At 57.4% G+C, this 26,844-nt stretch carries 24 protein-coding genes and 1 pseudogene; 4 read left to right on the plus strand and 21 right to left on the minus strand.

Annotated elements, in window-relative coordinates:
* Nucleotide 1: 1 nt before the first annotated feature.
* The 3 genes from mgtE to HZU72_RS00640 form a co-directional block, all read right to left on the minus strand.
* The gene (gene mgtE, locus HZU72_RS00630; protein ID WP_180089624.1) at nt 2-1,357 is read right to left on the minus strand and encodes a magnesium transporter; all 1,356 of its coding nucleotides are present in this window, start codon (nt 1,355-1,357) and stop codon (nt 2-4) included.
* A 68-nt stretch (nt 1,358-1,425) separates the two neighbouring features.
* Entirely contained in the window at nt 1,426-1,767 is a 342-nt protein-coding gene (locus HZU72_RS00635; RefSeq protein WP_180089626.1) for a DUF6482 family protein, read from the minus strand.
* A gap of 125 nt (nt 1,768-1,892) precedes the next feature.
* A complete protein-coding gene (locus tag HZU72_RS00640) occupies nt 1,893-2,909 on the minus strand; it encodes a 1-aminocyclopropane-1-carboxylate deaminase (RefSeq protein ID WP_180089628.1) in 1,017 nt (338 codons plus the stop codon).
* Nucleotides 2,910-3,112: 203 nt separating this feature from the next.
* Between HZU72_RS00640 and HZU72_RS24095 the strand changes: the two genes are divergently transcribed.
* Entirely contained in the window at nt 3,113-3,619 is a 507-nt protein-coding gene (locus HZU72_RS24095; protein WP_180089630.1) for an Lrp/AsnC family transcriptional regulator, read from the plus strand.
* Nucleotides 3,620-3,626: 7 nt separating this feature from the next.
* On the opposite strand, the gene HZU72_RS00650 is transcribed toward HZU72_RS24095, so the two are convergent.
* The 7 genes and pseudogenes from HZU72_RS00650 to hemP all read right to left on the minus strand — a co-directional run bounded on the left by HZU72_RS00650 (nt 3,627) and on the right by hemP (nt 10,140).
* Nucleotides 3,627-4,001 (minus strand): YbaN family protein, encoded by a 375-nt coding sequence (locus tag HZU72_RS00650; protein WP_235975860.1) that lies wholly within the window; start codon nt 3,999-4,001, stop codon nt 3,627-3,629.
* 111 nt (nt 4,002-4,112) lie between these two features.
* A pseudogene (locus HZU72_RS00655) lies at nt 4,113-4,814 on the minus strand (ATP-binding cassette domain-containing protein); the annotation flags it as partial.
* A gap of 53 nt (nt 4,815-4,867) precedes the next feature.
* Nucleotides 4,868-5,908 (minus strand): FecCD family ABC transporter permease, encoded by a 1,041-nt coding sequence (locus tag HZU72_RS00660; protein ID WP_180089634.1) that lies wholly within the window; start codon nt 5,906-5,908, stop codon nt 4,868-4,870.
* On the minus strand, nt 5,905-6,789 hold the full coding sequence (locus tag HZU72_RS00665) for a heme/hemin ABC transporter substrate-binding protein (protein ID WP_180089636.1): 885 nt from the start codon (nt 6,787-6,789) through the stop codon (nt 5,905-5,907). The genes HZU72_RS00660 and HZU72_RS00665 overlap by 4 nt, the downstream gene beginning before the upstream one ends.
* Nucleotides 6,786-7,841, minus strand: a complete 1,056-nt coding sequence (locus HZU72_RS00670; protein WP_180089638.1) for a ChuX/HutX family heme-like substrate-binding protein — start codon at nt 7,839-7,841, stop codon at nt 6,786-6,788. The genes HZU72_RS00665 and HZU72_RS00670 overlap by 4 nt, the downstream gene beginning before the upstream one ends.
* Nucleotides 7,842-7,873: 32 nt before the next feature.
* Nucleotides 7,874-9,850 carry a TonB-dependent receptor domain-containing protein gene (locus HZU72_RS00675; protein ID WP_180089640.1) on the minus strand — a complete coding sequence of 659 codons (1,977 nt, stop codon included), beginning with the start codon at nt 9,848-9,850 and terminating at the stop codon, nt 7,874-7,876.
* A gap of 119 nt (nt 9,851-9,969) precedes the next feature.
* A complete protein-coding gene (gene hemP, locus HZU72_RS00680; RefSeq protein ID WP_180089642.1) occupies nt 9,970-10,140 on the minus strand; it encodes a hemin uptake protein HemP in 171 nt (56 codons plus the stop codon).
* A 210-nt stretch (nt 10,141-10,350) separates the two neighbouring features.
* Here hemP and HZU72_RS00685 point away from each other — a divergent pair, with 210 nt between their 5' ends.
* Entirely contained in the window at nt 10,351-12,486 is a 2,136-nt protein-coding gene (locus HZU72_RS00685; RefSeq protein WP_180089644.1) for a PhoX family protein, read from the plus strand.
* Nucleotides 12,487-12,594: 108 nt separating this feature from the next.
* Here HZU72_RS00685 and HZU72_RS00690 read toward each other — a convergent pair whose 3' ends face one another.
* Nucleotides 12,595-12,930: a hypothetical protein gene (locus HZU72_RS00690; protein ID WP_180089646.1), complete on the minus strand. Its 336-nt coding sequence runs from the start codon at nt 12,928-12,930 to the stop codon at nt 12,595-12,597.
* A gap of 187 nt (nt 12,931-13,117) precedes the next feature.
* Between HZU72_RS00690 and HZU72_RS00695 the strand changes: the two genes are divergently transcribed.
* A complete protein-coding gene (locus tag HZU72_RS00695; protein WP_180089647.1) occupies nt 13,118-14,011 on the plus strand; it encodes a LysR family transcriptional regulator in 894 nt (297 codons plus the stop codon).
* Nucleotides 14,012-14,014: 3 nt separating this feature from the next.
* Here the strand turns inward: HZU72_RS00695 and HZU72_RS00700 are convergent, their stop codons facing one another.
* The 3 genes from HZU72_RS00700 to gabT all read right to left on the minus strand — a co-directional run bounded on the left by HZU72_RS00700 (nt 14,015) and on the right by gabT (nt 16,543).
* A complete protein-coding gene (locus HZU72_RS00700) occupies nt 14,015-14,503 on the minus strand; it encodes an Lrp/AsnC family transcriptional regulator (protein ID WP_180089649.1) in 489 nt (162 codons plus the stop codon).
* Nucleotides 14,504-14,568: 65 nt separating this feature from the next.
* Nucleotides 14,569-15,213 carry a hypothetical protein gene (locus HZU72_RS00705; protein ID WP_180089651.1) on the minus strand — a complete coding sequence of 215 codons (645 nt, stop codon included), beginning with the start codon at nt 15,211-15,213 and terminating at the stop codon, nt 14,569-14,571.
* A 37-nt stretch (nt 15,214-15,250) separates the two neighbouring features.
* Nucleotides 15,251-16,543, minus strand: coding sequence for a 4-aminobutyrate--2-oxoglutarate transaminase (gene gabT / locus HZU72_RS00710; RefSeq protein WP_180089653.1), 1,293 nt, complete (start codon nt 16,541-16,543; stop codon nt 15,251-15,253).
* Nucleotides 16,544-16,879: 336 nt separating this feature from the next.
* Here gabT and HZU72_RS00715 point away from each other — a divergent pair, with 336 nt between their 5' ends.
* Nucleotides 16,880-17,806 carry a 2-hydroxyacid dehydrogenase gene (locus HZU72_RS00715; RefSeq protein WP_180089655.1) on the plus strand — a complete coding sequence of 309 codons (927 nt, stop codon included), beginning with the start codon at nt 16,880-16,882 and terminating at the stop codon, nt 17,804-17,806.
* A 74-nt stretch (nt 17,807-17,880) separates the two neighbouring features.
* Here HZU72_RS00715 and HZU72_RS00720 read toward each other — a convergent pair whose 3' ends face one another.
* The 7 genes from HZU72_RS00720 to HZU72_RS00750 form a co-directional block, all read right to left on the minus strand.
* On the minus strand, nt 17,881-19,341 hold the full coding sequence (locus HZU72_RS00720; RefSeq protein ID WP_180089657.1) for an NAD-dependent succinate-semialdehyde dehydrogenase: 1,461 nt from the start codon (nt 19,339-19,341) through the stop codon (nt 17,881-17,883).
* 50 nt (nt 19,342-19,391) lie between these two features.
* A complete protein-coding gene (locus HZU72_RS00725; RefSeq protein WP_180089659.1) occupies nt 19,392-21,050 on the minus strand; it encodes an ABC transporter ATP-binding protein in 1,659 nt (552 codons plus the stop codon).
* A 4-nt stretch (nt 21,051-21,054) separates the two neighbouring features.
* The gene (locus HZU72_RS00730) at nt 21,055-21,963 is read right to left on the minus strand and encodes an ABC transporter permease (protein ID WP_180089661.1); all 909 of its coding nucleotides are present in this window, start codon (nt 21,961-21,963) and stop codon (nt 21,055-21,057) included.
* Nucleotides 21,960-22,916, minus strand: coding sequence for an ABC transporter permease (locus HZU72_RS00735; protein WP_035581174.1), 957 nt, complete (start codon nt 22,914-22,916; stop codon nt 21,960-21,962). The genes HZU72_RS00730 and HZU72_RS00735 overlap by 4 nt, the downstream gene beginning before the upstream one ends.
* 104 nt (nt 22,917-23,020) lie before the next feature.
* Nucleotides 23,021-24,661 carry an ABC transporter substrate-binding protein gene (locus HZU72_RS00740; RefSeq protein WP_180089663.1) on the minus strand — a complete coding sequence of 547 codons (1,641 nt, stop codon included), beginning with the start codon at nt 24,659-24,661 and terminating at the stop codon, nt 23,021-23,023.
* 177 nt (nt 24,662-24,838) lie between these two features.
* The gene (locus HZU72_RS00745; RefSeq protein WP_180089665.1) at nt 24,839-26,113 is read right to left on the minus strand and encodes an NAD(P)/FAD-dependent oxidoreductase; all 1,275 of its coding nucleotides are present in this window, start codon (nt 26,111-26,113) and stop codon (nt 24,839-24,841) included.
* A gap of 34 nt (nt 26,114-26,147) precedes the next feature.
* The gene (locus tag HZU72_RS00750; protein WP_180089667.1) at nt 26,148-26,822 is read right to left on the minus strand and encodes a haloacid dehalogenase type II; all 675 of its coding nucleotides are present in this window, start codon (nt 26,820-26,822) and stop codon (nt 26,148-26,150) included.
* Nucleotides 26,823-26,844 lie beyond the last annotated feature (22 nt).

Consider the following 26,844-nt stretch of genomic DNA (forward strand, 5'->3'; position numbering starts at 1 on the left):
ATCACAAAATAATCAGCGTCGCGAGCCCTAAGAATGAAAGAAATCCGACCACATCGGTCACAGTCGTCAAAATAACCGCACCGGATAACGCGGGGTCGATCTGGAGCTTTTTCAACACCATGGGAATGAGTACGCCGGATAAGTTGGCGAGACTCATATTGATAAAGATGGCCAGGGTGATCACCAGCGTGATCATGGCGTCGCCAAACCAGAGATGGGAAATCAAGCCGACCACTAATGCCCAAACCAAGCCGTTACTCATCCCCACCCACATCTCTTTGTTATATAGCCAGCGGACGTTGTTACCCGCGAGCTGCCCCAGCGCCAGGCCGCGTATAACCACAGTGAGCGTTTGGCTACCAGCAATACCTCCCATGCTCGCTACCACCGGCATCAAAATGGCCAGCGCTACAATTTGATCTAATGCCGCTTCGAATTGCCCGATAACGAACGCAGCTAAAAAAGCCGTTAACAGATTAATACCCAGCCAAATGCCACGACTTTTTGCACTGCGTAAAACGGGCGTGAAGACTTCCTCTTCGTTACTGACGCCGGACATATGCTTTAGCGTCATGTCAGCGTCGTCTTGGGTAATTTCAAGTACGTCGGCGGCGTTTAGCTGGCCTACCAATAACCCATCGCTATCGCAAACGGGCACAAAGGGCAGCTCTTTAGAACGCAATAACGCCGCCGCATCACTGACTTTCATTTGATCATTTAGGGTGAAAAAGTCATCCATATAATCATCAACCACCGCATCTTGTGGTTGCTTGATTAAATCAATCAGGGTCAAAGTGCCGAGTAAGCGTTTGTCCTTATCCGTAATCATGATCTGCTGCGACTCATCGTCGAGCAGATGGTGGATGCGAATATAGCGCTGCACGGCCTCTAACGACACGCCCTGTTTTACATTGACTGTCTCGGGATCCATGTAACGGCCAACCACGTCATCGTCATAGGCGTGAAGATTCTCAACCTGGGCGCGGATCTCTTGCTCTAAGCTGGCGTAGACGCTGGTTTTTATGGCTTCATCAGCAACATCTAAAACTTCAGCAACTTCTTGAGCATCCAAGCCTTTAACAATTTCTTCTACATCGCTGGCCGATAAGTCTTCGATGTAGTCAGCACGGATGTCTTCGTCAACTTCGGCGAGAACCTCGCCGATAAAGTCGTCGGGAACATACTCCCAAAGAAAATCTCGCGTTTTAGCCGGGAAGGACTCCAGTGTTCGCGCGATGTCTAAAATATCGAGTTCAGAGAAATACGCTTTTAGTGCCGTTGTGTCTGGGTCATCTAGCAGGTTTTGAAGGTGGAGTAGCTGCTCTTCGGAATTGGTGTATTTTTCATCATCGCGCATAGAGTCCGTCCTTGTTGGAAGCTAAATATTAAAGAAGTGCAAACTCCTGGCGGCTCGCTTTATGAATGTTATAGACAGGTATGGTTGAACGCCACGCGAACACCATAGGCCATGCGCTGCTGGGCAGAAACGGGCGGTACGTCGGTGCCAATCATCTCATCATCGGCGTCGGCCCAGGTCAGTGTCCCGTGGGTGAAACCCAACGGCGCCAGCGCACGGCCAATCCACTGCGTACCGGTAAAGCGTTGCGTCTCGCCATTCTGGTCGGTAAGCACGCTGATGGCGTTACCCTGATGCAGGCGAACGATGTACCAGCCCCTATCGAGCCCGTGTACTTCGATCTCGGGCAGCGGTGCTGGGTAGTGGGCAAGTTCGTCAAGGGTGAGATGGGCGGGAAGCGTTGAAGACATGGCGTATCCTCATGAGTGAACATCTTATACGCCAAGACTAAAGGGTGTGCATTATTTGTACAGCAGTAACCGCCTGATCGGCGTCATTGAGGCGCTGGATCAGACGGTTCGAGGTAGGTGTTTTATTACCCGTTTCTAAATAGGAAACTATAGGCATTCAGCGCAGGTACGCCGCCTAGGTGGGCATAGAGCACTTTTGAGCCAGCGGGAAATTCACCGTTGCGCACCATGTCTATCATACCGTGCATGGATTTGCCTTCGTAAACCGGGTCGGTGAGTACGCCTTCCAGGCGGGCGCATAGGCGAATAGCTTCCAGTGTACCTTCATTAGGTAGGCCATATTCTGGGCCGCCGTAGCGGGTATCAAGTATCACGTCGTCATCGGCGATGCCACCTTCTAGCTCCACTAGTTCTGCGGTGTTGCGAGCTATACGCAGGATCTGTTCGCGAGTTTGTTCGGGCTTGGCTGACGCATCAATGCCAATCACTCGCTGGGCACGGCCATCTGCGGCAAACCCCACCACCATGCCTGCCTGGGTGCTGCCGGTGACCGAGCACACCACAATATAGTCAAACGTAAAGCCCAGCTCGTTCTCCTGCTGACGCACCTCTTCAGCAAAACCTACAAAGCCTAAACCGCCGTAAGGGTGCTCGGAGCAGCCAGCGGGAATCGGGAAGGGCTTACCACCGCGCTGGCGAACATCCTCCATCGCCTGCTCCCAGCTGGGGCGAATGCCGATATCGAAACCCGCGTCATCCAAGCGCACATCGGCGCCCATAATCCGTGACATCTCGATGTTGCCCACGCGGTCATACACTGCATCGGAGTAGTTAACCCAGTTCTCTTGCACCAATACGCACTGCATACCCAGGTGAGCGGCCACCGCGGCAACCTGGCGGGTCTGGTTGGATTGAATACCACCAATCGATACCAGCGTATCGCAGCCCTGCTTAATCGCTTCGGGAATCAAGTACTCCAGCTTGCGGGTCTTATTGCCACCAAAGGCGAGGCCGCTGTTGCAGTCTTCGCGCTTGGCGTAGAGCTCCACTTCACCGCCTAAATGCTCGCTTAGCCGCTTGAGCGGCGTAATCGGAGAGGGGCCAAAGGTAAGCGGGTAACGTGGGAAGCGTTCGAGGTTCATAGCAATCTCCAGCTTGAAAACATTGGGTGCGATATAGGGCGGCTAAGGTTGTTGTGAACAATTGGCGTGCTTTCTGCTATTAATAGTAAGTGTTAGCTATGATTTTTGTGTTGCAAAGTTGGCTTGTTTAAAGCAATAAAAGTTGATATAAAATGTTTTATATGGTTTTAAATAGTGTTTTTTGATAAAAAAGGTAAATAATAGTGCGCTCAAAATCCTCCCGTTCACGCCCTGAGCCTGATGATCAGGCCACTGAACTAGACCGAACAGATCGGCGTATTCTTAAGCTGCTTCAGGAAGATGCCACGCTCTCCAATGTGGCGTTGGCAGAGCAGGTGAGTTTGAGCCCGGCGGCGTGCTTACGCAGGGTGGAAAAGCTCAAGCGGGATGGGGTGATCAGCCGGGTGGTGGCGCATTTAGACCCGGAGCAGCTCCAGGCAGGTATGGTGGTATTGATTGGCGTAGTGCTGGATCGCTCGACGCCGGAATCCTTCGCCGCCTTTGAAGAGTCGGCCCAGAAGGTGTCAGGCTGCATGGAGTGTCACGTGGTGACCGGGGAGTTTGATTACTTCATGCTGGTGCGCACCCGGGACAGCCAAAGCTTTAATAGGCTGCACGCCGAACAGCTGCTCTACCTACCCGGGGTACGCCAGATCCGCTCGTTCATGGGGCTGCGGGAGGTGGTCTCGACCCATAAGGTGCCAATTTAGTCGCGTGTTAAGGCGAAGACGAAGGCTCTGGCCGGGTGGCCAACCAAACGGCAGTCAGCACCAGTAGGGCGATCACGCCCCAGCGAGTCCAGCCGGGGCCGAGTGACCAACTGGTGATCAGCGCACTCAATGCGATCATGCTAACAGCCGCCAACTTAGCGCGCCTGGGTATCGCGCGCTCTTGTTCCCAGTTAACCAGTAGGGGGCCGACATAGTGGCGGGAGCGGATCCAGGCTTCAAAACGCGGTGAGCCTTTGGAAGCACAGTAAACCGCTATTAGCATAAACACGGTGGTAGGCAGCAGGGGTAGAAAAATGCCTAGTACTCCGATGCTAAAACTCAACCCTGCCAGAATTACCCACATGAGGCTGATCAGTCTCATTCTTGCTCCCCAATTGGCACACGGTGATGCCTATATTGCCCGTTACGTATGGATAAGTATGGACTTATATGAGGGCTTTGCCACTCGACTCGTTGGCTGCTGAAAGCCGTCTTAAGGCGCCAGGGCAAGCAGGGGCTTGCCGTGGGTGCCGCCCTCAATGCGCTGCAGCTCGGCCGCGTAAATCTTGGCAATGGTCGCGGGGTTGAGCACTTGGTTGGGTAGGCCATGGTCAATACGCTGCCCTTGATGCAGCAGCCATACCCGGTCAGCGTAGGTGCTGGCGAGATTCAGGTCGTGAAGCACGCAAACAATGGCCATGTGGTGCTGGGTGGCCCAGCTGCGTAGTTGGCGCATCAGCCGCTGCTGCTGGCCGATATCCAAGGCGCTGGTCGGTTCGTCCAGCAGTAAAATACCGCCCTCCTTGGCGGTGGGAGAACACCTCGAAAGTAGCTGGCAGGCGCCTCGGGCGATCATCACCCGCTGGCGTTCTCCGCCGGAAAGCGAGAGCACGCTGCGCTTGGCGAGGTGGGTAATATCCAGGTCGTCAAGTAGCGCCGCGACCAGAGATTTGGACGGGTTACTGCCTAGGCTCAACAGCTCGTTAGTTTGCCAGTCAAAGCCAGGAAGTTCCTGCTGGGCGACCAGCGCCCGCCGGTTGGCAAGCTCGGTGATGGGCCATGCGCGCAAGGGTTTGCCATCCAGATGTAGCTCGCCCTGTTCGGCGCTGCGAAAGCCCGACAGCATACTGAGCAGCGTGCTCTTGCCCGCACCGTTGGGGCCGACAATGGCAAGCAGCTCGCCGGGTCGAATCGTGCCGTCTAGTGGGGCGATAGCGGGAGTGTTAGTCAAGCCAGCCTGATGGAGCGTTAGCATGCTCGGTTCCTGCGCATCAGTAGGTACAGGAAATAGGGGCCGCCGAGCAGGCTAGTCAGCAGACCCACGGGGATTTCTGCCGGGGCAGCGATGGTGCGGGCTAGCGTATCAGCAACGACCAGCAGCAACGCGCCGCCGAGCATTGAGGCGGGCAGCAGCAGCCGATGGCTAGGCCCTAACCAAAGCCGCAGGCAGTGGGGTACCAGCAGGCCCAAAAAGCCAATCACGCCCGTTAGCGCTACACATAGGCCTACGCCCAGCGAGGTCGCGACCACCACCCGGTGTTTTAAGCGGCTTGCATCCAGCCCCGCCGCATGCGCGGTAGCTTCGCCTAGCTGGAGCAGGTCGAGTTCACGAGCGCTACGCATTAACAGCCACAGGGCAGCGGCAATGAGTACCAGGGCGAGCGCCGTGGTGCGCCACAGGGCGTTAGTGAGCGTACCCATGCCCCATAAACTAAGCTGGCGTAGCTGTTCATCGCTGGCGATAAAGGCTAAAACCCCACCGCCAGCCCCGGCTAGGGTGTTGATGGCCAAACCAGCCAGTAAAAGGGTCATTACCGCAGCACTGCCGCCGCCCTGGCGCTTGGCGATGCCAAATACGATCAAACAGACGCATAAGGCGCCCAGGAAACCTGCCGCAAACTGACCGTAAAGGCTGCCTGCGCCGCTGTCTTGAAAGAACACAATCCACAGCGCTACAAATAGCCCGGCACCACTGGCAAGGCCGAGCAGGGTGGGGTCTGCCAGCGGGTTACGAAACAGTCCCTGCATGGCGGCGCCGCTACCGGCAAGCATCGCCCCCACCGCTACACCCAGCAGTAGGCGTGGCAGGCGCAACTGCCACCAAACTTGCACACTGAACGGGTCTTCCTGGCCGCGGAGTACTTCCCAGAGCGAGATACCCAGCGCGCCAGAGGCGGCAGCCCAGACTAAGGCCAGCAACAGCGCAGCGGTTAATCCTGCGAGCACGCGGGTTGTGCGGTTAACTGGAATCAGCATGCGATAGCGGTAGGCATTAAGTATTGCAATCATGGGCTTATCAGAGCAGTGGCGGTTATGCCTAGTAGAGCTTCGACGTCCTGACGCAAGGTGAGCAATTGATCAGGGGCACGAGGGCCAAAGCCCAGCAGCGCTTGGTCGTTAATCACGATAAATTGCCGTGCGCGGCCTGCAGGTGTTAACGCCATGCCGGGCAGTTGCCATAGCGCCGCTTCACCGCCCATTGCCGCCAAGCCCCGTTCCGAGACAACCACAATCTCCGGCGCCTGCCGAGCCAGGGCTTCGGCGCCCACGCTGTGGTAGCCCTGCATCTCGGCGAAGGCATTTGCCAGGCCCACTGCTTCGAGCGCGGTATGCGCCGCCGTGTCGCTGCCTGCCGCCCGGGGTGTTAAGCCGCTATGCTGCATGATAAACATGGCGCGAGTGGGGGGTAGAGCAGACAGGCTGGCTAGCCGGTCAAGTTTGGCGTTCAACGCGTTTGCCAAGGCCTCTGCCGCGTCGCGACGGTCAGTTACTTGGCCGACGGCGCGGACTTTATCGGCAATCGCATTAAGGGTGGGCGGTGCGCTGATGAGCTCTACGCTGACACCGACAGCCCCCAACTGCTCAAGCACTTCCTTGGGGCCTGCGTGCCCGGCGGCTAACACCTGGTCAGGTTTAACCGACAGGACGCTTTCAGCGGAGAGCTGGCGCAGATAACCCACCGAGGGCAGCGCCGCCATAGACGTTGGATACACCACCGTGTCATCCCGAGCAATGACATTAATGTTGGCCTCCAGGGCGGCAACGGTTTCGGCGATATCGCCGCCCAGCACCACCCAACGCTCGTTAGCATGGGCCAAAGGTGTGCCAGCCAGTAGCCATCCCAATACAGCTATCCCCAACAATCGCGTCTTTATATAGTAGGAGGTCATGCCACCGCCTCTTGGCTGCCGAGTTCATCCAGCAATTGCCGCCACTCGCGGCGCTCCGCCCGGCCTTCCTGGCGTTCCGCGTAAAGTTGCAGCACTAGCGAGCCTTCGGTATCGAAGGCCTCGATGCTGGTCACGCCGCCGTCGCGGTTGGGTTTGCTAACTTGCCACACTTGGTCAATCGCAGTGTCATCAAGGTGCAGGGTGAACTGCTCGCCAAAAAGGTTTAGCCAGCCGCGGGCGCGTTGAGGGGCGGGCAATGTGCCGGTGCGTATTTGCACGCAGCCGGGGCTAGCGACAAACAGCATCAACGGCAGCGCGCGAAGGCTGGCGTGCTGAAGCACTGTTTCCAGGGAATTGACGGGCAGCGTTTGGGTGTAGCGTCCTTCCATTAACTGGTTGGCCTCAATACGCTCCAGATGATGGCGCTGGAGGAGGGCAAAGAACTGGTGCACATCGCGCATCGCGCCCCACTCGCTAGCGAGGGTCGGCGCTTCGGGCAGTGGGCGGTTTAGGCGGGGCATGCTTTGGGTAAATGCCGGAGTGTCCCGGGTGCCCAAGGCCGCTAAGGCACCCCAGGGACGCGGCAGTGGGTTCTCCAGGGCAAAGCATTTGTGAACGGCGCAGCCATGTTGATTAAATATCTGCAGGCTCCAGCGCCACTGCGCCTCTTGCGCACTGGTGGCCGGCATAGGGTCACGAATCAGGCAGGCCCAGTGCCAGTTCGTGTAGAGCAGCCGTAAATCCAGGCCGCCAGGGTCGAGCAACAGGCCAGTATGCTCCCCGCCGCTTAGTTCAGGGTAGTCGCCGGTTTGCTCTAGCACGGCCAACCGGGAGCGGGTCAACGCCTTAACCCGCCCCAGTTGGGGCAGGTAGGCAGCGATATCGCTGGGCGAGAGCGGCAGCGTCCATACGTCACGGCCTAAACGGGCAGCCTGTAGCTCGCCTTCACTGATCGATAAGCGTTCGGCAATCTCAATGGCGGGAAGGCGCGGCTGCGCGGCGCGCGCCGCATCAAGGGCTTCGATAATGGCGATCTGTTGGGATGGAATCATAACGCACCTCTTTTATGGTTCACTGGTTGGGTTTACCACTGCCAGTTGAGGGTGGCGAACAGGCTGCGCCCATCGCCTAGACTACCGTCGGGGCGGTACCACACCTTGTCAGCCAGATTGGCAAGGCGCAGCGAGGTATCCACGGCCGGAGTGATTTGCCAAGCGAGATGAACATCGTGCAGGCCATAGCCGGGCAGGCGTTCATCGTCGCCCTGTTGATCGAAAGACTGGGCAAAGCGCGCTTGCCAGCCGAGGCGCACATCGCTGCTGTACAGTGCCACCTCGCTACCCAGGGTCGCTTCCAGCGGTGTTTGACTGCCCAGTGGTTCGCCAGAGTCGCGGTCTTTACCGGAGACTTCCGAAAGGCCCACAAAGCTAGCGAGTAGCGGGAAGGCGCTGGGCTGCCAGGTCACTCGGGCGTCATAGCCCCATAGCTGGGCGCGCTGAACGTTCACTGCCTGGGTGGTGCCCGCCATGATGTCGACGTGGGTGTCGATAAAATCGTCGGCGCGGGTGTCGAAATAGCTGGCACGAACCTGCCAGTCGCCCTGATGCCAAACCACGCCGCTCTCCCAGGTATGGCTGGATTCCGGCGACAGGTTGGGATTGGGAATCCAGTAGTTATCTGGTGTACAGAAGAAAGGCCCGGCGCAGAAGCCGGCGAAGTGGCGCTCGTTGGCGTAAAGCTCGGAAAGGCTGGGGGCACGAAATGCTTCGGCGTAGCCTGAGAACAGCATCAAGGCGTCATCGGGCCGCCAGGCAAGACGAAAGCGCGGTGACACTTGGTCGTGGACGCTATCGGATTCATTTTGGCCGCTGGCGTCGTAACGGTCGTAGCGGGCTCCCAGGCCAACGTCGAACTGCCCGGTGCCGCCATCGGCTAGATATCGTCCTGCGCTGAGTGTGGTGTCGAGATAGGCTGCCTGGGTGTCGATATCGGCGTTGGGGAAGCCATTCGCTTCGCCATCTGGCCGTTGGCGTGCCTGCTCCAGCTCGGCGCCGAACACCAGTGTTTGCGAGAGCCAGTCGTGATCCATGCTGTGGTAGCCGTCGCTCTGGAGACCGGCCCGCTCTAGAGTGCGGTTGGCATGGGGCTCGTCAATATCCTGCTGGCTAAAGGTAAGCTGCGAAGTGATTTCGGTGGCAGCGCTGGGCTGCCAGCGGTGGCCCAACTGGACGTTGTTGCTTTCCACATCGCGGTCACGCAGCGGATTGCTGGCATCGGTTGAACGCTGCTGTGGGTTGGCGGGCTGGGTGGCGCGTTCGTCGTAGTGCTGCCAGCTCATAAACAGCCGCTGGTCGCCGCTTGGCTCCCAACCGCCTTTTAGTAGCAGGCTATTGAGCGTTGCATCTTCTTCGGCTTCATCGCCCCCGGCGCGGCGAATATCGCCGGATTCACTGCGGCCGATTGAAAACAGGCCATCCACCTGGCCGTTGGCGGTATCGCGGCGGCCAAAGGCCGTAAGGCTCCCCCGCATCTCGTCGCTAGCCGTCGCACCGCCTACGGAAAGGCGTACGCCGCTATCTTCGCCGGGAGCAAGCAGGTCGTTGGCATCCACACTGGTGAAGCTGACGACACCGCCCATGGCATTGCTGCCGTAAAGACTGGAGAGCGCACCGCGCGCTATCTGTACTTCTTGAATTAAGCCAGGGTCGAGGAAAAAGTTGCCGATATGGCCGGTGGAGATATCCTGACGAACGCCATCCAAACGCACCAGCACTCCTTTGCTGCCAAAGCCGCGCATACTCAAAGTTTGGCCATTTCGACGCCCTTGGCCAGCCACATGCAGGCCGGGTTGGCGGCTAAGCACGTCTTCGACTCGGCTGGCGGTGGCCAGTACCGCATCATCGCGATTAATAATATCGATAATCAGCGGTGCCCTGGAAAGGTCAGTAGGCGCCCGGGTGCCGGTGACCGTCACTGGGTTAAGCTCGGCGTCGTCTGCTTGAGCGGCTAGCAGTGGGAGCAGCGTTAAACAGAGGCCACCAAAAGCGCGTGTGTGGTGCATAAGCCAGAGATTTCCAACAGGGTTAAGTGGAAGAGGTCGCTGGCTGGGTGCGATGGGCTACCTGGCTTGCTTTGCTGTATAAATCTTTAAATTAATCAGGGGCTAAAATATTAAGAGCTTTAGGCGTTAAGGATTAACTTGCCGCTTTTAGTACGGCGCAACACATAGCGGCGCTGTTCATGGTGGATAACCAACTGGTCTGAGTTGCCAAGTAATTCTCTGCTATCCACCTCGCGGGGCGTCGAGACCGGCGTATCTCCCTGGCCAGTGCCCTTAGCGGGTAACTGCATGAGAGAGTAACTCCTGTGTTAATGATAACTATTAGCGTTAATTTAGCAGAGTTGCAGACATCCCTCAATAGGGTTTGGGGAGTAAAGGTGACTAGCATTCGACCTTTCTTCATCTAAATGCAGGCGCTCCGTCATCGTGCTGTCATTGAGCCTCTTTAGTGTCTCCTAACGTTCAATCGTTGACCTACAAACGATCAGGGGGAGACTAAAATGAGTAAAGAGATCGAAGATCATCGCCTGTTTAACCACAGCGGCAACCAACCTTTCGTGGAGGTATTGGCGCGCCATGTATCCCGGCGTGATGTGATGCGCGGTGGTTTGAGCATGGCGGCTGCCTCGATGCTCAGTTTTGGCGGTGCTGCTCAAGCGCTTGCCTCAAGCAGCAACCACAAAACAACCCTGACACTGGCGTTTGAGGCGGTTCACGGTTCACGCACCGATGCCGTGGTGGTGCCGGAAGGTTATGTTGCCCAAGTCTTGGTGCCGTGGGGTACACCGCTGAACCAAAATGTTGCCTGGCAGCCCGAACAGCCGATGACCGCTGAGCGTCAGGCGGAGAGTGTGGGCATGCACCACGACGGTATGGCCGGTTTTGCCCTGGATACCGACAACGCCTCGCGCCGTTTTGTGCTGGCGCTCAACAATGAGTATATCGACCAAGCAGCGCTATGGGCGCCTCAAGGAGGCCCCACTAATGCTGATGAGGGCCAGCGGCCGGCAGCGGAGTCGCGCACTGAGATCAACGCCCACGGTGTCACCCTTGTTGAGGTCGAAAAGAACGCCAGCGGCCAATGGGCGCATGTGCCAGGTTCGCATTATAACCGCCGCCTCACCAGTGCGACGGTGATGGAACTTTCCGGGCCAGTGGCGGGCAGTGACTACGTCAAAACGCGCTTTTCACCTGAGGGTACCCAAACCCGTGGTACCAACAATAATTGTGGTAACGGGGTAACGCCCTGGGGCACCTATATTGCCTGTGAAGAGAACTGGCCCAATGTGTTCGTTAATCATGGCGAACGCTTCCAGGACGACGCGCGGATTGGTATTCCCACCGATAAAAGCCGCTATGGTTGGGATACTTCGGAGGGAGACGCCTCTGAACAGAATGACGAATTTACTCGCTTCGACATTACCCCGCGCGGCGAGCGTGCTGAAGATGATTATCGCAACGAAGCACGTACTTTCGGCTACCAGGTGGAGGTCGATCCTTATAGTGATGCATTGGCGGTTAAGCGTACGGCACTTGGCCGTTTCCGCCATGAAGGGTGTTGGTTAGGCAAGCTGGAAGCCGGTCAGCCAGTGGTTTACTACTCGGGCCACGATTCCCGCAACGAGTACGTATATAAATATGTTTCTGATGCTGCCTGGGATCCCGCCGATGCCAACCGCCCAGGTGAAGAGTACGATCGTCTTGCCATTGGCAACAAATATATGGATAACGGCACCCTCTATGTGGCTCGTTTCCATGCCAATGGCAGCGGTGAGTGGCTACCGCTAACGCCCAGTGCTCAAACGCGCGATGGTCGCACGCTGGCGGCGGCGTTGGGGCTAGCCGACGACGATGCGGCAGGTATTATCATCAACACCTGCGATGCAGCGGATTTGTTGGGCGCCACGCCAATGGATCGTCCTGAGTGGGCTTCCGTCGATCCGGCATCCGGTGAAGTGTATCTCACCCTCACCAATAACACGCAGCGCACCGCTGAAGAGACAGCCCCAACTTACACTAATGACGGTGAGCATTTGGAACAAGCAGGTGTTGGTTACGATTTAGCGCCCACTAATGCTGCCAACCCTCGCGCCAATAACGAAGCGGGGCATATTATTCGTTGGCGCGAAAGCCGGTTGCCCAACGCCTTTACTTGGGAAGTGTTTGTGTTTGGCGCGGCCGCTGACGATGCGGATAACCACTCAGGCCTGACAGAAATGAATCAGTTCGCCAGCCCCGACGGACTCTGGTTCGACGAGCGAGAAGACGGTCAGGGGATCCTCTGGATCCAGACCGATAACGGTTATGATGGGGTAACCGAGTACACCAACGATCAGCTGCTTGCCGTGGTACCTAATGGGCTAGACGACATCCAGGGAACCGGCCCGGTGATTAACAGCAGCAACCAGCAACAGCTTAAGCGCTTTGCGGTAGGGCCGAACGGCTGTGAAGTTACTGGTATTTTTGCCACGCCGGATAAAACCGCGCTGTTTGTTAACATTCAGCACCCCGGTAACTGGCCCGCGGATGGTAGCGAGTTAGTGCAAGACGCCACCGTTGCAGCCAGCGGCCAAGTACGCCCTCGGGCGTCGACCGTTGTTATTCAAAAACGCGATGGCGGGCCGATAGGAGTTTAAAAGCAGGCGTTGAGCGCAAAGCTTAGTAACTATATGAGGTGCTTAAAACGCTATTAAGGGCTTCATTAAAAGCTTCGAACCTCTCACAGGTTCGAAGCTTTTTTGATTCTAGGCCTGCTGAACTTGCCGCTTTTTCTGCCGGGCTTCTAACGCGTGAATGGCATCGACCTTCAGTGGAAGCTGGCTGGCCCAGAGAATATCTTCGCGGCTATGACCAATATCCCGCAGTAATTGGTCGTCGTGGGTCAGTAGCGGCACTATATGGCGGCGGAAAAGCCAACGCCGCCGGCAGTGCCACCAGGCCATATCGAGCGCGCGAATTAACCTCATTGACGGCATGGCAGGCATGTAAAAATGCAATTGTGGTGGCTTGGGCGGCGGCGCCAATTGGCGAGCTTTTTCCCAGGCGTTATGGGCATGTTGGGCTGGGCATTCACACTTCATCGCGCACCTCCTTTTCTTCACAACGGCTATACAGTATGCGGCGGCTGGGCACCGACTGAACCGATGTGATCTGTGATTAATAAGTGGGAGGGTCGCGACCTCTGTTTATCAGCTTGGCGCTTTGCCTTGGATCAATCAAACGAAAAGATCTACACTGAGTGTTAAGATTTTCTGAAAGGTTGGCGTAATGAATCAACTATCGACTATGGCTCCCAGCCGGGCTGTCTTACCGCTACTGGATAGCGAGGTGCTGCGTACCTTTGTGACAATTGCGGAGAGCGGCAGCTTCACCCGCGCCGCCCAGCAGCTGTTTCGTACCCCTTCCGCGTTAAGCATGCAGATCAAACGCCTGGAAGAAACGCTCGGGCAAACGCTGTTTGTGCGCGAGGCGCGCTATGTGCGGCTTACTGCCGAAGGTGAAGTACTCCTGGGCTACGGACGGAGGCTGCTTAAGCTCAATGCCGAAGCCGTCACCCAGTTTTTAGCCCCCGCCATAGAAGGGCGCGTGGGGCTGGGGATAACCGACGACGTGGTAGGGCGTATCCTGCCCACTGTGTTGGCTCAGTTTGCCCGCTCGCACCCAGCGGTGCAGGTCGATGTCGTGGTGGGGCGCAGCAAAGATTTGCTCGCCCAGCTGGATGATGGAGAGCTCGATCTTGCGCTGGTGATGAGCGTAGAGCCTGGTCAGGCGCCACGCGGCGACATTGTTCATAGCGAACCGTTAGTGTGGGCGGGCCGTGAGGATGGTGTTGCCATACAGCGAACGCCACTGCCAGTGACCTTGGCCCAACAGGGGTGCGCGTGGCGTAGGATCGCGCTCAACGCCCTTGATCATGCCGGGGTTAATTACCGAATCGCATACTCCTGCGACCATTGCGCAGGGCAGGAAGCCGCTATGCTGGCTGACCTAGCCGTGACGGCTTTTCCAAAAAGTTTGATTCGACCACCGCTCAAGCGTCTCCACAACGAATCACTGCCACCGCTAGGGGATTATCAAGTAGCGCTGGTGAAGCGTGCAGGCAGTGGTGATGCCAGCGAAGTGTTGTCCGAGCGGGTGGTGGAGGCGTTTCGTGAGGGGTGAAGGCTAATCCTCCATTAAGGTACGAAGCGGGAGTTGCTCTTTATTGATAGGCGTCTTGATAACGATATAGCTGAAGTACTTTTCAATGCCGATTTCGTCCTCAATAAGTGCCTCCATCACTCGTTGGTAATGGGCGATGCTGCGCGCTATAAAGCGCAGTAAATAGTCATAACCGCCGCTGATAAGGTGGCACTCCATGACTTCATCGGCCTGCCGAATTTTTTGTTCAAAGCGTAGAAAGTCTTCTCGATGGTGATCTGACAGGGTGACCTCCGTAAAGACGGTAACGCTTTCCATCATTTTCGATAGATTGAGTCGGGCTTGAAACGAAGTGATATAACCAGCGGCTTCTAATCGTTTGACTCGCTGTAGGCAGGGACTGGGCGATAGCCCGACAGCATCGGCCAAATGGACGTTGGTCATCCGTCCATCTGCTTGAAGCTGAACAAGAATATTTATGTCGATACGATCAAGACGAACGCTAGCCACCATGTAAAGTCCTTTACTTATTAGGGGGCGGTGGAAGTCGCCCCGCGGTTTTTGACTAATACCTTTGTCTAAAGCAATTCTCCGCGTAGAGCAAGCTGGTGTTGATAAATAAAATCACTTAGCGAGATAAATGACTGCGTTTGGGGATGCTCGGCTTTGGCACTGCGCGTGATACGGCAGTGCCCGCCTCGGCTATTCACTGATGGGGGGCCAGCCGTTAAGAGCAGAACCTGGCTATCCGCCTCCATCTCCCGCAGCTTGGCACGCGCGGCCACAAAGCTGCCGGTGGTGAGCCGCTCACTACCGGAAAGGCCAATGCGCTGATTAAAAGCAAAGAACTCCTGCTCATTCAGGGAAGTGACTACTCTGAGCTGATAGAACTTGCGCAGGTAGTGGATAGCGCCAGGGGCATCTTCATAAAGCGATCCAAAGCCCAGCGCACTGGCGAATTCAATTCCTTGTTGCCAATCTGCCTCCAGCCCCCAACGGCTCGCCAGGGTGCGATAGACCGTGCAGTGGGCAGAAACGGCGCCCATCTGCTCATCCGTCAACTCGTGCAGCGCATGCACATAGTCTGCTAATACCTGCTTCTGTGGTGGCGGGTTGGGCAGCATCGCTAACAGTGGCGCTAGGCCCCGCACAATGCCTCTATCCCGATCAATCAGCACGCCATGGGCATCCATGCATAGCGTCGTATAGTCAGTCAATGGCATGATGTCCTGCTCTCCCGGCGTTGGCGATTAACAAGCATTAGTGCGTGGCGTTGGATAGCGCGTTGGCCAAAATCTCTAGTGCTTCGTCGGTTTGCTGGTCGCTGGTAGTCAGCGGTGCCAGAAAGCGGATCACATTGCGGTATACACCGCACTTAATCACCAGCAAACCCGCTTCACGACAGTGATCAATGACCTGTTGCACTAGCGCAGCGTCTTCAGGTGTTACCCGTGGGCCCTTGAGAAACTCGATAGCAAGCATCGGGCCTTGCCCACGTACCTCGGCAATCACAGGATGCTTGGCTTGCAGCCGACGCAGCCCTGTTTCCAGGCGTTTTCCCATGGCGATACCACGCTCAAGCAGTTGCTCGTCTGCAAAAATATCCAGCACCGCCAGTGCTGCCGCGCAGCTCAGCGCGCTGCCCCCATAGGTGCCGCCGAGCCCACCCGGTGCGGGAGCTTGCATGATCTCAGTGCGCCCAACCACGCCTGAAATCGGCAAGCCTCCGCCCAGGCTTTTAGCAACAGTGACAAGGTCAGGCTGAATATTGCTGTGTTCAAAGCCAAACATCTTGCCCGTGCGCCCGAAGCCGGTCTGAATCTCATCGGCGATCAGCACGATGCCGTGGCGATCGGTTAAATCGCGAAGCGCCTGCATAAACGCGACTGGGGCAGGAAGAAAACCGCCATCACCCTGAACGGGCTCAATCAGGATAGCGGCAACCTGGTCGGGTACGACTTCAGTGGCGAACAGCGTATCCAGCTCGGCAAGCACATCCTCACTGCTAACACCCCGCAGCGCATCCGGGTAGCTAACGTGGTGAATAGCGGGGGCAAAAGGGCCAAAGTTTTGCCGATAGGGCTGGCTCATGCCGGTTAGCGTGGTGCCCAGCAGCGTGCGTCCATGAAAGCCACCGCGAAAGGCAATCACGTTGGGGCGTCCCGTGTGGGAACGGGCAATTTTGATGGCGTTTTCCACCGCTTCAGCGCCGGAGGTAAAGAGCACGCTTTGGTAGGCGTTGTCACCGCCGACCAACTGAGCCAGCTGGCTAGCCAGTTCTATATAGCCTGGGTAGGCCGCCACCTGGAAACTCATATGGGAAATACGTTCCGCCTGGGCCTGAACCGCAGCGACGACGCGGGGGTGATTGTGGCCTACGTTGAGTACGCCGATCCCGCCGACAAAATCCAGATAGCGTTGGCCATCCGCGTCGAAGACTTCGCTACCGCGAGCATGGGAAATGACAATAGGATGGGCATTGACCACACCGCGGGGAATGCACTGCTCCCGCTGGCGTAGCATTGAGTGAGAAGGGTGGGCATCGGTATTCATCTGCGGGCTCCTTAAACATTGTCGCGATATAGTCACGATGGTCATGTTGTGGTGTGTTGGCGCTGCCTTTAGAACGTGGAGAGCGAACGCCAACACCCATACGTTTTTGAGCTTACCGCTGTTAGCAAACCAGATACGCTTGGCATGGCGTCAGCAACCGCGTAATCCTTCGTATTGTCTAGCTTGTGCAGCATGATTCACTGTCATGGGGAGCGCAGTGTAATCTGCGCCTTAAGCGTCGATTTAGACGCACTGCTTCGCTCCACAGCCGCCAAAACGGTATCCGCTGCCTCTCAAACCACCGTAGGATGACGTTTTAGCTAAGGAGACGCTGCTATGGCACTTCTGTATAAATCTGACCCGGTGCGCGGCGCCCGGTGGAAAGAACTTTTTGCCCAACACGCGCCGGATATTGAGTTCCGCCAATGGCCCGATATGGGTGACCCGGACGAGATCCGCTACTTGCTAGCGTGGATGCCCCCGGAGAACATAATGGCGTGCCTGCCGTCCCTTGAGGTGCTGTTTGCCACTTCCGCGGGTGTCGATCAGTTTGAGTTTGACGCACTGCCTCCAGAGCTGCCGGTCGTGCGGATGCTCGACCCTGCCATTGAGCGCGGAATGATTGAGTACGCCACCTTTGCAACGCTATGGCTGCACCGCAGGATGGGTGATTATGCGCGCCAGCAGCGCGAGGGGCAGTGGCAAGCGCATATGCTTGTGCCCACCGAAAAGCGGCGTATCGGGATTCTTGGCTTAGGCCAGTTGGGCTGCGCTATTGCCACCCATCTAGCTGGTTACGGTTTTGACGTGAGCGGGTGGGCGCGTTCGCCACGAGAGCTAGCTAATGTTCATTGTCATAGTGGTGAGGAAGCGCTGGATGGGTTTCTGGCCTCAAGCGATATTGTGATCTGCGTGCTGCCACTGACCGACGCCACCCGAGGAATCCTCAACGCAGACCTATTTGCGCGTATGCCTAAAGGTGCGGCCTTGATCAATATTGGCCGTGGTGAGCACTTGGTTGAACACGACCTGACGCAAGCCCTCGACGACGGGCAGTTAAGTGCGGCGGTATTGGATGTGTTGAGCGAAGAGCCGCCCGCCGACGATCATCTCTTCTGGCAGGACGAGCGTATTTTGCTGACGCCCCATGTGGCCGCGATGACGCAGCCCGATAGCGCTTTCCCTGTCCTGCTGGACAACCTGCGTCGTCATCAACGCGGCGAACCAATGGTTGGGCGTGTCGATCTGCAGCGTGGTTACTAGAATAGCGTTTCCCAGTCGCTCGCCCTGGGTATCGGCGAGCGACTGGGGTGATGTCAGCGGTAGTTATGTGTACATTAGCTCAGTCCGCCCATATGAAACGCTTTCTCTTCTAAATATTCATCTAGCCCTTGGCGAGCACCTTCACGGCCCAGCCCCGACTGTTTCATACCGCCAAACGGCGCTACTTCCATGGAAATGGAACCGGTGTTGAGGCCGACCATACCGAATTCCAGCGCTTCGCCAACCCGCCAGGCACGGCGCACACTCTCGGTAAAGAAGTAGGCGGCTAGCCCGTAGGGTGTTGCGTTGGCAATGCGGATGGCGTCTTCTTCGCTGTCAAATTGCATAATGGGCGCAACGGGGCCAAAGGTCTCTTCCTGGGTGACCAGCATGGCTTCGGTTACCTTGGTGAGCAGTACCGGCGTCACAAAGCGATCCTGGCCACTGGGCACCTCGCCGAGCACCCGTTCCGCACCATGGGATAAGGCATCATCGAGATGGCGGGCGACTTTGCTCACCGCCTGGTCATTGATAAGTGGGCCGATAGTGGTGCCTTCCTCCATCCCGTCGCCACAGCGCAGCGCCGCGATTTCCGTCGCCAAGCGGGCGACAAAGCGGTCATGGATGCCGGATTGAACCAGAATACGGTTAGCGCAAACACAGGTCTGCCCGGCATTGCGGAACTTGCTCGCCATAGCCCCGGCGACTGCGAGTTCCAGGTCAGCATCGTCAAACACGATCAGCGGGGCATTGCCGCCCAGTTCCAGGCTGAGGCGCTTTATATCGTCGGCACTCTGGCGCATCAGTAAGCTGCCCACCCGGGTAGAGCCGGTGAAGGAGAGCTTGCGCACGGTGGGGTTGGAGGTCAGTTCGCCACCAATCCCTTCGGGCAGCCCGGTAACAATATTGATCACCCCCGGAGGAAAGCCAGCACGCTCCGCGAGTATCGCCAAGGCCAGCGCTGACAGCGGCGTCAGTTCTGACGGTTTGATCACAATCGGGCACCCCGCCGCCAGCGCCGGGGCGCACTTGCGGGTAATCATGGCAGTAGGGAAATTCCAGGGCGTAATCGCACCGCACACGCCTACCGGCTGCTTGAGGATCACAATGCGGCGATCCGCGCTGGGGGAGGGGATCGTCTCGCCATAGGCACGCCGCGCCTCTTCCGCAAACCACTTGATAAAACTTGCGCCGTACTGGATCTCTCCCCGCGCTTCGCTCAGCGGCTTGCCCTGTTCCAGGGTCATTAATATCGCCAGATCGTCGCTGTTTTCCAGTATCAGCGTATACCAGCGTTCCAACAGTGCCGCGCGCTCCGCCGCGGTGCGGGCACGCCAGGCAGGCCAGGCTGCTTCGGCGGCTTCAATGGCACGGCGGGTTTCGCTGGCGCCCAGGCTGGGCACTCGGGCCAGTTCTTCGCCGGTGGCGGGGTTAGTGACGGTGAGCGTGGCCCCATCGTCGGCATCACACCACTGGGCGTTGATAAAGGCCTGCTCGCGTAGCAGGTCATGGTCATTGAGGGGCAGCGTCGGCATGCTTTTCTCCTTGTTATCAATAGGTCTAGGTCATCAATAGGGGCTAGTGTTTAAACGGGCGAAGTTGACGGCTGTGTATGGGTCGACCATTGGCACGCCTCCAACCAGCCTGGTTGGAGCTCAGGCACCGAACCAATCAGCTTGCGGGTGTAGTCGTGCTGGGGGTGATTGAGAACCGTGCTGCAGGGGCCGAATTCCACACACTCACCCTGGTAAAGCACCATGACGTCGTCGCACAGCGAGCGTACCGTCGAGATATCGTGGCTGATAAACAGGTAGGCAACGCCAAGCTCACGGCGCAGTTCTGCCAACAGTTCAAGAATGGCAGCACCGACGACGGTATCTAACGCCGACGTCACTTCATCGCAAAGAATCAGGTCAGGTTCCGCAGCGAGCGCTCGGGCGAGATTGACGCGCTGTTTTTGGCCACCAGAAAGCTCGCTGGGCTTGCGGTCGAGCAGGGTGCGCGGCAGTTTGACCAGATCCATTAATTCTTCCACTCGCTGTCGGCGAGCATCGCGACTCATCTGGAAATAGGTTTCCAGCGGTCGGTTGAGTAGTCGCCTAACCGTGTGGGCTGGGTTGAGCGCATTGTCGGCGCTCTGAAAGACAATCTGGATACGCCGAAACTGCTCTGATGTGCGTCCGCGCAGCGTGGGAGATAGCTCCCGGCGGTTGAACTGTACTTCACCCCGTGAAGGGGCCACCAAACCAGCGACTGCCCGGGCAAGCGTCGACTTGCCTGACCCGGACTCGCCAATCACGCCTAGGGCCTGGCCTCGATCAATCCGCAGTCGAATGTGATCAAGCACGATATTGTCCGGTTCGCCGCTGCGGTTACGGTGCCCATAGCCCACTTGCAGATCATCAATGCGCAACAGTTCGTCGCCGCTGGACGCAAGTCTGGAGGGCACGCGGGTCTCCGGACGAGCCGCCGCCAATAAGCTACGCGTGTAGGCATGGCCCGGCTTGTCCAGAATTTGCCCAATGGGCCCTTGCTCCTGCTCTTCACCTGCTTGAAGCACCAAGACGTGATCAGCAATCTGTGCGACGACAGCGAGGTCGTGAGAGACGTACAGCGCCGTGGTACCACGCTCGCGCATAACTCGCTTGAAGGCCCGCAGCACATCGACCTGAGTGGTCACATCCAGTGCGGTGGTGGGCTCATCCAGAATCACTAGCGCGGGGTCGGTAATCAAGGCCATCGCGGCCATAAGACGCTGTAGCTGGCCGCCGGAGACCTGGTGAGGGTAACGGTCGCCAATATGTTCAGGGTCGGGCAGGGCCAGCTCGGCGAATAGTTGAATGGCTTTCTGCTGGGCTTGCTGTCGATCCATAACGCCATGGATCAGCGCGCCTTCGATGACTTGATCCATTAGCCGGCGCGAGGGGTTGAAGGCTGCGGCTGCGCTTTGGGCGATATAGGTCACCCGGTGTCCGCGCAGCGCGCGGGTTTCCAGCGCAGGCAGCGTGAGTATATCGGTCTCGCCCAGTTGCACGCTGCCACCGGCGATCCGACAGCCGCGCCGGGCGTAACCCATCATGGCCAGCGCAATAGTGGTCTTGCCCGAACCGGACTCGCCGATCAACGCCATCACCTCGCCTGGCTTGAGCGCAAAACTAATCTGGCTGACGATCGTGCGCTCAACCTCTCCAGGCGGGGTCGCACAGATATCAAGATCGCGTACGATCAGTGATTCACCTTGCATAGCGTCACTCCTTCTGGTTATCGCGGCTGTTCGAGAGACTGTCGATCAACAGGTTAGCGCCGACGGTTAATGAGCCAATCGCCAGTGCCGGGGCAATCACTGCCAGCGCCCCCTGGCTAAGACCGCCGATGTTTTCACGCACCAGAGAGCCCAGGTCGGCGACCGGCGGCTGCACGCCCAGACCCAGAAAGCTCATGCCACTGAGCAGCAGGACGATAAACACAAAGCGCATGCCCATATCGGTGAGCACGGGTTGGATCATGTTGGGAAAGATTTCCACAGCGGCGATGTACAGCCGTCCTTCTCCCCGGGTACTAGCGACCTGCACGTACTCCAGGGTGGCGAGATTTTTGGCCAAGCTATGGGAAATGCGGAAAGAGCCCGGCGCATAGCTGAGCACTGCCGCCAGGATAAGCAGAGGAATAGAGGTGCCAAAGGCGGACACCATCACCAGGGCCATCATTTTGCTGGGGATCGAGATGAGCGTGTCGAATACCCGGCGGATACTCTCTTCAAGCCAGTGCGGCAGTAACACTGTTAGCATGCCAAAGCCCGCCCCAACCAGAGTTGACAGTAACGCGGCCACCAGCGCCAGCCCCACGGTATAGCGCGCTCCTGTCAATATACGGCTGAGCATATCGCGACCCATGTAGTCGGTGCCGAGCAGATGGGCAGCACTTGCCCCGCCGTATATCTGATCAGATACAAAGGCCCCCATTGGGTAGGGTGCAAACAGGGGCCCAAATATGGCCACTAATAGCCAGAAGCTAAATAAGCCAAGACCGATCCAGCGGGTTAGTTGCAACCGAGAACGATTGCGTTGTTTTGGTGAAGTAATCGGCAGGCGACTGCCCGCCATGGCATGTTGATGCGTGTTGCCCTTGGCGGATGGAATTACCTTGGTGTTATTCATCGGTTTCTCAGCCTCGGGTTAGAGAGGATCGCGCACAGGTCGGCCAGCATGACCAGCAGCAGATAAGCGCCGCAAAAGATCATGGCGCAGGCCTGTACCAGGGCGAGATCCCGGTTGGAAACCGCATCGACCATTAAGCTGGCGATGCCTGGATAGTTGAAGATGGTTTCGACAATAATGACGCCACCGAGCAGGTACGAAAGACTCAGCGCCACTGCGTTGGCAATCGGGCCGACGGCGTTAGGCAGCGCATGACGCAGCACGCGCCGCATGGGCGGAACGCCTTTGAGCCGCGCCATCTCAACGTAAGCGCTGTCGAGTTGGTCGATTAAAGCGGCTCGGGTCATACGCGCCATTTGAGCAATTAATACGCTACACAGGGTGAGCACCGGCATGGCGTAAACTTTCATAAAGGCGCCGAAACTGTCGACGGTGGAGACATAGGAGAGTGCCGGTAACCAGCCGAGTTGCACGGCAAAAATCAGCACCGCCAGGGTGGCGACCAGAAACTCGGGTACCGCCACCATCGACAGGGTGATCAGGTTCAGGGTGCGGTCAAGCACGCCACCCCGGCGCATGGCGGCAGCGATACCCATAGTCAGCGCCACAGGGACAGAGATAGCGGTGGTAATCGCGGCTAGCAGTAACGAATTGGGGAGCCGGTCATTGACCAACTGTATGACATCCACGCCATTGCTAGCGGAGCGGCCCAGGTCGCCGGTGGCAAAGCCACTCAGCCACTGCCAGTAGCGCAGTAAGGGCGGCTGATTAAGGCCTAGCTGGGCACGCAGCGCCTCCACCTGTTCCGGGGTGGCAAACTGCCCCAGCACCTGCTGGGCGGTATCGCCTGGCAGCAGCGAGGTAATCGCAAAGATCACCAGCGATACCAGCAGCAGGGTAATAAGACTGGAGGCCAAGCGACCTAGCACCAGTCCAAAGAGAGAGTCGCGCATCTTTCTTCTCCGGCTCAAGGGCCATGTTGATCATCACCAGGGTAGAAATTAAACGCCCTGGTGATGATGTCCATGGCCTGTGATCACAGTAGGGAGAGCAGGAATTAGCCTTTCCACCAGATATGCTCGGCGAACATATAGCCCATGAAGCTGCCCAGGGGGACGGTGCGATCCATCCCGCCAATGCGCCCATCAAAGCCTTCGATGCTGCTTAGGAAGACGGGGATGCCGATGCCGCCCTCTTCATGAATCATGGTCTGCATATCGGCATACATCTGCTTGCGGGTGGCCTCATCGGGTTCACCTCGGGAGGCAATCACCAGTTGATCGAACTGCTCGTTCTGCCAGCCGGATTCGTTCCAGGCAGCGCTGGAGAGGAAGAACTGGGAGAGCAAAATATTCGCCGTGGGGCGCGGGTTGATATTGCCGAACCCAAGTGGGTGCTTCATCCAGTGGTTCGACCAGTAGCCGTCGGAGGGAACCCGGTTGATATTCAGGTTAAGCCCTGCCTGTGCCGCGGACTGCTGGAGTAGCACGGCCATATCTTCCGACGAGGAAGCCGCAGGCGACGCCACCAGCGGTACTGTTGCTCCACTAACCCCCGCCTTGGCAAGCAAGGAGGCGGCCCGCTCCGGGTCGTACTCGCGCTGGGGTAACCCATCGAAGTGGTAGGGGGAACTGGAGATAATCGGCTGATCGTTGGCAACCTCGCCATAGCCGCGCAGGGCGACGCGTTTGATCTGCTCGCGGTCGAAGAGGTACTTCATCGCCTCGCGGAATTCGGGGCGACTGGTGGGCTGTTGGTCAAAGCGCATGACAAGGTCGGTGTAGTTACCGGCGTTCGTCGCTTTTACCTGATAGCCGTCACTGGTTTTCAAGCGCTCTGCGGAGTTGCCACTGACTTCATTGATCATCTGCACATCGCCAGAGAGCAGTGCATTGACCCGTGACGATTCGTCGCTAATCCCCACCACCTCGATGGAATCCAGGTAGGGATAGCCATCGCGCCAGTAGTTCTCATTCCGAACGCCGATCGAACGCACGCCGGGGGTAAACTCTTGACACTTAAAGGCGCCGGTACCCAGCCCTTTCGAGAAGTCGGTGGTTCCATCGGCCACAATCACTAGGTGCGAAACGGCCAGGATAGAGGGCAACTCGATATTGGGCGAGGAGAGGTTGAGCTCGACACGCTGATCATCCAGGGCCCTGATACTGTCGATTTGCTCGACCATGGAGGCGACCTTTGAACCGGTGGCAGGGTCTTTATGACGCATGATCGAAAAGATCACATCCTGGGGTGTCAGTGGTTTGCCATCGTGGAAGGTAACGCCGCGCCGCAGGGTAAAGATCCAGTGGCTGCCGTTATCGGTATTCTCAAACGACTCCGCCAGGCAGGGCTGGGGCGTCAGATCTTCATCGTATTGGGTTAGGCCGTTATAAAACATGTAGGCGCGGACATAGTCGATGGCCGTCGCCCCTAAGGCGGGATCCAGGGTGTCTTTCGTGGACGCCGAGTGTGCCGCGACGCGAATACTGCCGCCGTACTGGGGTGTTGCGCTTTCGCTGTCCGCCGCCCAAGCTGAAGAGAAACCGGGAAAGGCGCCAGACGCGGCGGCAAAGACACCCGCCGCGCCAATAACTTTCATGGCCTCGCGTCGAGACAGCCCGCGCTGCATGGCGTTGTAAACCTGCATGCTTTGTTCGGGAGAAACAAACAGATCATTAGGATTTTTTTCACGTGTCATAAGCCTTCTCCTTACTGCGATTAAGTGTTTTTGTGAGTCTGGCAGCGCGTGCTTAGCTTTTTTTATAGCCATTTCTGTTAGTGGCTGTTTTTGTTAATAGCTGTCTTATTAATAGCTGTTTTGATTAGTCGCTCTCTTGGTGTGTCTTGTTAGCAATGTGCGGGCTAGGATGGTGGCTTAATGCAATCGATCCTGTAGTCGGTACCAACTGCCCACCAGGGGTAAAAACCACGGTTTTCCAAAATGACCGGGGATAGCTGGCCACTTGGTGTCCTGCCAAGGATGGTTTTGGCGGTTGCCCAGGATAACGTCGCCAAGCACATGCCCCATATGCACCGACATCTGTACCCCATGGCCGCTATAGCCCATGGCGTAGTACATGCCGTTGTGCTGTCCTGCATGGGGAAACCGGTCTTTGCTCATATCGACCAAACCACCCCAGCAGTAGTCGAGACGCACCCCTTTCAGTTGGGGAAAGGCCTCTTCCAGCCCCCGGCGCAGTATCTCGCCGCTTTTGGCATCCGATTGGCTACCGGACATGGCAAAACGAGCCCGCCCGCCAAACAGCAGCCGGTTATCGGCGGTAAGGCGGAAGTAGTGACCGACAATGCGACTGGTGACATAAGAGCGCCGCTGGGGAAGAAACTGGGCACACTGCGCTGCTGAAAGAGGCTCGGTGACGACGATAAAACTACCCACCGGTACCAGACGGCGGCGAAACCAGCTCAGCGGGCCTGTTTGCGATGCGCCGGTGGCCAGTAGTACGTTTTCGGCGCGAATATCGCCACTGGGTGTGCCTAATCGATACGCTGATTTCTCACGGGTTAAGCGGGTCATCGGCGTATGCTCAAAAAGATGCGCGCCATGACTGGCCGCCGCTTCGGCTAAGCCGATGCCAAAGCGGCCCATATGCATTTGGCCACCGTTATGTTGCAGCAGTCCGCCATAATAGAGCGGCGAATCGACCTCCTCTCTAACGGCGGTTGCGGAGAGCATCTCTACGCCGCTATCCACATCACGGCGAATGGCGTCGCAGGTGCGCGCAAGTTTGTCGTAGTGTTCCGGCTTAGCCGCCAGTTTTAGCTTGCCGTGGCGCAGGTAGTCGCAGTTAATGGTCTCTTCGGCAATCACCTGCTCGACGCTGGAGACTGCCTCGGCGTAGGTGGTGTAGTGGGCAATCGCCCGCTCGCGGCCAAATTGTTCGACCAGACTGGCGTAGTCTTGGGCCACGCCGGTGTTGCACTGGCCGCCATTGCGCCCTGAAGCTTCACCAATGAGTTGGCTCGCCTCCAGTAGCGCTACACGGGCACCGCCTCGGGCTAGCGTGCGGGCAGCGGATAGCCCGGTAAAACCACCGCCAACCACTGCAACATCGTAGTGCTCTTGAGTGAATGCCTGCTGGCCCGCGCTAAAGGTGGGAGCCGTGGACAGCCAATAGGAGTTTAGTTGCATGGGCGACTCCTGCACGGTTCGCGCAACAGACGGCTTAAAGACCGACGAGTGCTGGCAAGTCGCGGATATCGTTAATTTTGGTGGCCCCATAGCCGTCGCAATAGGGTTCGTGATTGCGTGCCACAAAGGCTTTATTCTTAATACCCATTAGATGGGCTGAAATAAGGTCGTAGCGGAAACTTGATGAAACGTGCAGAAGCTCATCAGGGTGGCAGTCCAAGCTATCGATCATGGCTTCGAAGGCGGCTAAACGGGGCTTATAGACTTTGAACGTATCGGCAGTGAAAACCTTGTGAAAAGGCACCTCAAGCTTTTGCACGTTAGCCATGATTTGGCTGTCATCGGCGTTGGAGTAAATCACCAGGGGGATTTTGTCGGCAATTTTCGCCAGTCCCTTAATCACGTCTGGGTGCGGGCCCCAGGTGGGTACGGCCTGGTAATACAGCATGCCTTCGTTGTCACGGTATTCGATGCCCCAACGTTTGCAGGTGCGTTCAAGCGCCGCGCAGAGAATCTCAGCGTAGGGCTTCCACTCGCCGAGCACTTCGTCATAACGGTAGGCGCCAAAGTCTTGTACGAAACGTTCCATGCGTTCTGCATCAGGGATACGATCGGCAAAAATTTCGCGCGTCATGCGCCCCATCTGGAAGTTGGTGAGTGTGCCGTAACAATCAAAGGTGATGTACTTAGGGCGCATAATCTCGCTCATGTTGTTTGATCCTCTTTTGTCA

This window comes from Vreelandella sedimenti, assembly GCF_013416325.1.
Classification (GTDB): domain Bacteria; phylum Pseudomonadota; class Gammaproteobacteria; order Pseudomonadales; family Halomonadaceae; genus Vreelandella; species Vreelandella sedimenti.

What these genes read in the sequence shown, in the direction of transcription:
- HZU72_RS00725 (WP_180089659.1), bottom strand. Translation starts at nt 21,050, where the DNA reads ATGCAAGGTGAATCACTGATCGTACGCGATCTTGATATCTGTGCGACC.
- HZU72_RS00665 (WP_180089636.1), bottom strand. Translation starts at nt 6,789, where the DNA reads ATGACCTCCTACTATATAAAGACGCGATTGTTGGGGATAGCTGTATTG.
- HZU72_RS00675 (WP_180089640.1), bottom strand. Translation starts at nt 9,850, where the DNA reads ATGCACCACACACGCGCTTTTGGTGGCCTCTGTTTAACGCTGCTCCCA.
- HZU72_RS00750 (WP_180089667.1), bottom strand. Translation starts at nt 26,822, where the DNA reads ATGAGCGAGATTATGCGCCCTAAGTACATCACCTTTGATTGTTACGGC.
- HZU72_RS00670 (WP_180089638.1), bottom strand. Translation starts at nt 7,841, where the DNA reads ATGATTCCATCCCAACAGATCGCCATTATCGAAGCCCTTGATGCGGCG.
- HZU72_RS00705 (WP_180089651.1), bottom strand. Translation starts at nt 15,213, where the DNA reads ATGCCATTGACTGACTATACGACGCTATGCATGGATGCCCATGGCGTG.
- HZU72_RS00650 (WP_235975860.1), bottom strand. Translation starts at nt 4,001, where the DNA reads ATGAGACTGATCAGCCTCATGTGGGTAATTCTGGCAGGGTTGAGTTTT.
- HZU72_RS00635 (WP_180089626.1), bottom strand. Translation starts at nt 1,767, where the DNA reads ATGTCTTCAACGCTTCCCGCCCATCTCACCCTTGACGAACTTGCCCAC.
- HZU72_RS00690 (WP_180089646.1), bottom strand. Translation starts at nt 12,930, where the DNA reads ATGAAGTGTGAATGCCCAGCCCAACATGCCCATAACGCCTGGGAAAAA.
- HZU72_RS00735 (WP_035581174.1), bottom strand. Translation starts at nt 22,916, where the DNA reads ATGCGCGACTCTCTCTTTGGACTGGTGCTAGGTCGCTTGGCCTCCAGT.
- gabT (WP_180089653.1), bottom strand. Translation starts at nt 16,543, where the DNA reads ATGAATACCGATGCCCACCCTTCTCACTCAATGCTACGCCAGCGGGAG.
- HZU72_RS00695 (WP_180089647.1), top strand. Translation starts at nt 13,118, where the DNA reads ATGAATCAACTATCGACTATGGCTCCCAGCCGGGCTGTCTTACCGCTA.
- HZU72_RS00720 (WP_180089657.1), bottom strand. Translation starts at nt 19,341, where the DNA reads ATGCCGACGCTGCCCCTCAATGACCATGACCTGCTACGCGAGCAGGCC.
- HZU72_RS00740 (WP_180089663.1), bottom strand. Translation starts at nt 24,661, where the DNA reads ATGACACGTGAAAAAAATCCTAATGATCTGTTTGTTTCTCCCGAACAA.
- HZU72_RS00730 (WP_180089661.1), bottom strand. Translation starts at nt 21,963, where the DNA reads ATGAATAACACCAAGGTAATTCCATCCGCCAAGGGCAACACGCATCAA.
- HZU72_RS00700 (WP_180089649.1), bottom strand. Translation starts at nt 14,503, where the DNA reads ATGGTGGCTAGCGTTCGTCTTGATCGTATCGACATAAATATTCTTGTT.
- mgtE (WP_180089624.1), bottom strand. Translation starts at nt 1,357, where the DNA reads ATGCGCGATGATGAAAAATACACCAATTCCGAAGAGCAGCTACTCCAC.
- HZU72_RS00685 (WP_180089644.1), top strand. Translation starts at nt 10,351, where the DNA reads ATGAGTAAAGAGATCGAAGATCATCGCCTGTTTAACCACAGCGGCAAC.
- HZU72_RS00715 (WP_180089655.1), top strand. Translation starts at nt 16,880, where the DNA reads ATGGCACTTCTGTATAAATCTGACCCGGTGCGCGGCGCCCGGTGGAAA.
- HZU72_RS00660 (WP_180089634.1), bottom strand. Translation starts at nt 5,908, where the DNA reads ATGATTGCAATACTTAATGCCTACCGCTATCGCATGCTGATTCCAGTT.
- HZU72_RS00640 (WP_180089628.1), bottom strand. Translation starts at nt 2,909, where the DNA reads ATGAACCTCGAACGCTTCCCACGTTACCCGCTTACCTTTGGCCCCTCT.
- hemP (WP_180089642.1), bottom strand. Translation starts at nt 10,140, where the DNA reads ATGCAGTTACCCGCTAAGGGCACTGGCCAGGGAGATACGCCGGTCTCG.
- HZU72_RS00745 (WP_180089665.1), bottom strand. Translation starts at nt 26,113, where the DNA reads ATGCAACTAAACTCCTATTGGCTGTCCACGGCTCCCACCTTTAGCGCG.